Annotated in this window: 2 protein-coding genes and 1 pseudogene; all 3 read left to right on the top strand. The window is 70.5% G+C overall.

Annotation, left to right across the window (positions count from 1 at the left end):
- Window positions 1–422: 422 nt before the first annotated feature.
- The gene (locus AC1D15_RS17315; RefSeq protein ID WP_477826942.1) at window positions 423–3,641 is read left to right on the top strand and encodes an efflux RND transporter permease subunit; all 3,219 of its coding nucleotides are present in this window, start codon (window positions 423–425) and stop codon (window positions 3,639–3,641) included.
- Between the two features lie 3 nt (window positions 3,642–3,644).
- Complete coding sequence (locus tag AC1D15_RS17310; protein WP_477826941.1) at window positions 3,645–4,904, top strand: efflux RND transporter periplasmic adaptor subunit; 1,260 nt, start codon at window positions 3,645–3,647, stop codon at window positions 4,902–4,904.
- A 20-nt stretch (window positions 4,905–4,924) separates the two neighbouring features.
- Window positions 4,925–5,144, top strand: a pseudogene (locus tag AC1D15_RS17305) (efflux transporter outer membrane subunit); the annotation flags it as partial.

The raw sequence follows: 5,144 nt of genomic DNA, 5'->3' as shown, positions 1-5,144 counted from the left end.
GTCGTCCAGCACCGCGGCGCGGTCGTCGCGGCCGAAGTGGATCCACGCGGTGCTCACGCAGCTCGGCAGGTTCGGCGCGCTGCCGGGCGGTGGCAGCGGCGGCTCGGCCGCCAGCGCGAGCGATGCCATCGACGCACCCAGCGCGCCCCGGATCAGTGCACAGCGTCGGCAGCCCATGTCCACTCCTTCGCGGCGGGCCCGCGCCGCGTGCCGGCAGCTTACGCCGGGCTGACGGCCGCGCGCATCGCAGGGTGTTCGCCGCAGGCGGCCATCGCCACCGGCCACACGTCGGCAATGCGAATCTGCCTATGATCGACGACCCGCGTAACAGTTGGCCCCCACACCTGCCGCTTCGCGTCAGGCCCCCCGAGGGGGTCAAGGAACTTGGGGCGGCCCGGCGTTTCCTTGAGAGGTCTCGATCGATGTCCATGGTCCAGCTGGCGCTCCGTCGCCCCTACACGTTCATCGTGATGGCCTTGCTGATCGTGCTGGCCACGCCGTTCGCGCTGCGCAACATGGCGACCGACATCTTCCCGGAAATCAACATTCCGGTGATCAGCATCATCTGGAACTACGGCGGGCTGTCGGCCCAGGAGATGGGCCAGCGGATCTCGGCGCAGAGCGAGCGCGGGCTCACCACCACCGTCAGCGACATCGAGCACATCGAATCGCAATCGCTGAACGGCGTCGCGGTGATCAAGGTCTTCTTCCAGCCGACCGCCAACATCCAGACCGCGATCGCCCAGGTCGTCGCGTCGATGCAGACCCAGGTGCGGCAGCTGCCGCCGGGCACCACGCCGCCGCTGGTGATCAAGTACTCGGCCTCCAGCATCCCGGTGGTGCAGCTCGCGCTGTCGAGCCCGACGCTGCCGGAGCAATCGGTGTTCGACGCCGCGGTCAACCAGCTGCGCCCGCAACTCATCACGATTCCCGGCGTGGCCGTGCCGTTCCCGTACGGCGGCAAGAACCGGCTGATCTCGGTCGACCTCGACACCGCGGCGCTGCAGGCGCGCGGGCTGTCGCCGGCCGACGTGGTCAACGCGATCAACCTGCAGAACCTGATCCTGCCGTCGGGCACCGCGAAGTTCGGCGCCACCGAGTACACCGTGAAGATGAACGGCTCGCCCGACGCGGTCGCCGGGCTGAACGACCTGCCGGTGCGCACGAACGGTTCGGCCACCACCTACCTGCGCGACGTTGCCTACGTGCGCGACGGCTTCTCGCCGCAGACCAACATCGTGCGGCAGGACGGCGCGCGCGGCGTGCTGCTGTCGGTGCTGAAGAACGGCGGCGCCTCGACGCTCGACATCGTCGACAACCTGCGCGCGCTGCTGCCGCGCGCCGCGCAGACGCTGCCGGCCGACGTGAAGGTGACGCCGTTGTTCGACCAGTCGGTGTTCGTGAAGGCAGCGGTCAAGGGCGTGATCGCCGAGGCGGTGATCGCCGCGCTGCTGACGGCCGCGATGGTGCTGCTGTTCCTCGGCAACTGGCGCAGCACGCTGATCATCGCGGCGACGATCCCGCTGTCGATCCTCGCGTCCATCCTGGTGCTGCAGATGCTCGGCGAGACGCTGAACCTGATGACGCTCGGCGGCCTGGCGCTGTCGGTGGGCATCCTGGTCGACCAGGCGATCGTGACGATCGAGAACATCGAGCGCCACCTGCACCTGGGCACGCCGCTGATCGAGGCGATCGAGGTCGGCGCCGGCGAGATCGGCGTGCCGGCCTTCGTCTCCACGCTGTGCATCTGCATCGTGTTCGTGCCGATGTTCTTCCTGTCGGGCGTCGCGCGCTTCCTGTTCGTGCCGATGGCCGAGGCGGTGGTGTTCGCGATGATCGCGTCGTACCTGCTGTCGCGCACGCTGGTGCCGACGCTGGTGATGCTGTTGATGGCCAAGGCGCATGCGGCACCGAAGGGCGCGAAGCCGAACGCGCTGCAGCGCGTGTACCTCGCCTTCGACCGCCAGTTCGAGCGCGTGCGCCGGGTCTACACGCTGTCGCTGTCGGCCCTGCTGTCGCAGCGCAGGCGCTTCGTGATCGGCTTCTCGCTGTTCTGCGTGCTGTCGTGCGGGCTGATCCCGTTCCTCGGGCGCGATTTCTTCCCGAGCGTCGATTCGGGCCAGATCCGGCTGCACTTGCGCGCGCCCACCGGCACGCGCATCGAGGAGACCGCGCGGCTGGCCGACGAGGTCGAGGCAGTGATCCGCGAGCTGATCCCGGCCGACCAGCTGGAGACCATCCTCGACAACCTGGGCGTGCCCAACAGCGGCATCAACCTGTCGTACAGCAATGCCGGCACCATCGGCACGCTCGATGGCGAGCTGCAGCTCTCGCTGAAGGAGGGCCACCGGCCGACCGACGAGTTCATCAGCCTGCTGCGCGCCGAGCTGCCGAAGCGCTTTCCGGGTACCGAGTTCTTCTTCCAGCCGGCCGACATCGTCACGCAGATCCTGAACTTCGGGCTGCCGGCGGCGATCGACGTGCAGTTCACCGGCCAGAACCTCGCCGCCAACGCGGCGCTGGCGGCCGAGCTGACGCGCAAGATCCGCGAGATCCCCGGCGCCGTCGATGCGCACGTGCACCAGCGCAACGACCTGCCGGCGCTGAACCTCAACATGGACCGCTCGCGGCTGCAGCAGCTCGGCCTCACCGCGTCGAACGTCGGGCAGAACGTGCTGATCTCGCTGTCGGGCAGCTCGCAGACGGCGCCGGCCTTCTGGCTGAACCCGCAGAACGGCGTGGTCTACAACATCGCGGTGCAGACGCCGCAGTACAAGGTGGATTCACTGGACGCGCTGCTGAACCTGCCGGTCGGCGCGGTCGGCGCGGGGAGTGGCACGGCCGCCGCGGCCGCGGGCGGCACGCAGCTGCTGGGCAACCTGGTCGAGGCGGCACCGGGCCGGCAGCTCGCGGTGGCCTCGCGCTACAACATCCTGCCGGCGATCGATGTGTACGTCGGCGTGCAGGGCACCGACCTCGCGAGCGTCGCCGGCAAGGTGCAGGCGCTGGTCGACGAGATCCGCCCGAAGCTGCCGCGTGGCAGCCAGGTGGTGCTGCGCGGCCAGGTGCAGACGATGCAGGCCTCGTTCATCGGGCTGGGCGTGGGCCTCGCGATGGCGATCGTGCTGGTGTACCTGCTGATCGTCGTCAATTTCCAGAGCTGGATCGATGCGCTGATCATCGTCGCTGCGCTGCCGTCGGCGCTGGCCGGCATCGCGTGGATGCTGTTCATCACCGGCACCACGCTGAGCGTGCCGGCGCTCACCGGCGCGATCATGACGATGGGCGTGGCCACCGCGAACAGCATCCTGCTGGTGTCGTTCGCGCGGCAGCGCCAGCAGGAAGGCGTGCCGGCGCTGTCGGCCGCGCTCGAAGCCGGCGCCACGCGGATCCGCCCGGTGCTGATGACGGCGCTCGCGATGATCATCGGCATGATCCCGATGGCGCTCGGCCTGGGCGAAGGCGCCGAGCAGAACGCGCCGCTCGGCCGCGCGGTGATCGGCGGGCTGTTGTTCGCGACCGTCTCGACCCTCTACTTCGTGCCGGTGGTGTTCGCCGGCGTGCACCGCTGGCTGGCGCATCGCCATGCCGCGCGTGACGTTGCCGCACTGCCACCCACTGCCAGCCTCCAGGAGACCTGAGTCATGACCGAGCAGCGCCACGCGGCACTGGGCATCCACGCCGCCGACCCGAACGATCCCGAGCACGCCCTGCACCTGGCCGACCCGCTGGAGCGCCGCGCCGTCGCGCGCCGCATGCGCTGGGTCGCGCTCGCGGTGCTGGTGCTGCTGGCGCTGGGCGCCGGCCGCACCGTGATCAGCCGCATGGGCAGTGCGAAGGCGCTGGAGGCCGGCACCGCCGAGCGCGCGAAGCAGTACGTGAAGACCGCGCTGCCGAAGACCGGCGATGCCGGCCAGACGCTCGCGCTGCCGGGCACGCTGCAGGGCTTCGTGCAATCGCCGATCGCTGCGCGCGCCACCGGCTACCTGCGGCGCTGGACCAAGGACATCGGCAGCCGCGTCGAGCGCGGCGAGGTGCTGGCCGAGATCGAATCGCCCGAGCTCGACCAGCAGCTCACGCAGGCGATCGCCGCGCGCGAGCAGGCGTCGTCGAGCCTGGAGCTCGCGAAGAGCACGGTCGAGCGCTGGGAGAGCCTGCGCAAGAAAGACGTGGTCTCGCAGCAGGACCTCGACGAGCGCCGCAGCAGTGCCGCGCAGGCGCGCGCCAACCTGGCCGCGGCCGACGCCAACGTGCAGCGGCTGCGCCAGCTCGAGGGCTTCAAGCGCGTGGTGGCGCCGTTCGCCGGCGTGATCACGCGGCGCAACGTCGACGTGGGCGACCTGATCGACATGAGCGGCAAGCCGCTGTTCACGCTGTCGCAGACCGATCCGCTGCGCGTCTACGTGAACGTGCCGCAGTCGTATGCGCAGCTGGTGAAGGCGGGGCAGCCGGTGGTCGTCACGCAGGGCGAGCTGCGCGGGCAGAGCTTCAAGGGCACGGTGGCGCGCACCGCGGCGTCGATCGACACCGGTACGCGCACGATGCAGGTCGAGATCGCGCTGCCGAACCCGGATGGCACGCTGCTGCCGGGCGCCTACGTGCAGGTGTCGCTGCCGCTGGCGGCCAGCCAGGCGGTGCTGGTGCCGGCGAATGCGCTGCTGTTCCGCGCCGAAGGCACGCGCGTCGCGCTGGTCGACGAGAGCGGCCGCGTGACGCTGCGCGCGGTGACGCTCGGCCGCAACTACGGCGAGAGCGTCGAGGTGCTCGACGGCCTGGCGGCGAACCAGCGGCTGGTGCTGAATCCGTCGGACTCGCTGACCGATGGCGACCGGGTGGCCCTGGCGCCAGCGGCCAAGGACACGCCGGCGGGCAAGGACGCTCCGCCGGCGAAGGGGGCGCTGTGACGCTGCGGGTTGCTGCACCGTTGCTGGTCCTGTTGTTGACGGCCTGCGCGGCGGGCCCGGACTACCAGCCGCCGAAGCCCGACATGCCCGTCACCTGGACGCTCGATGCGCCGTGGCGCACGGCCTCGCCCGACGACGCGGCCGCCAAGGGGCCGTGGTGGCAGCGCTTCGGCGACGCGCAGCTCGATGCGCTGGAGCAGCGCGCGCTGGCCGGCAGCCCAACGCTCGCCGCCGCGGCGG

The organism is Rhizobacter sp. P2_H2, assembly GCF_056403375.1.
The sequence above is the reverse complement of the archived record's forward strand: the minus strand, read 5'-3'. Positions and strand labels throughout refer to the sequence as shown.

Bases quoted from the DNA above. Each gene is read 5' to 3' on its own strand.
- AC1D15_RS17315 (WP_477826942.1), top strand. From the start codon at position 423: ATGTCCATGGTCCAGCTGGCGCTCCGTCGCCCCTACACGTTCATCGTG.
- AC1D15_RS17310 (WP_477826941.1), top strand. From the start codon at position 3,645: ATGACCGAGCAGCGCCACGCGGCACTGGGCATCCACGCCGCCGACCCG.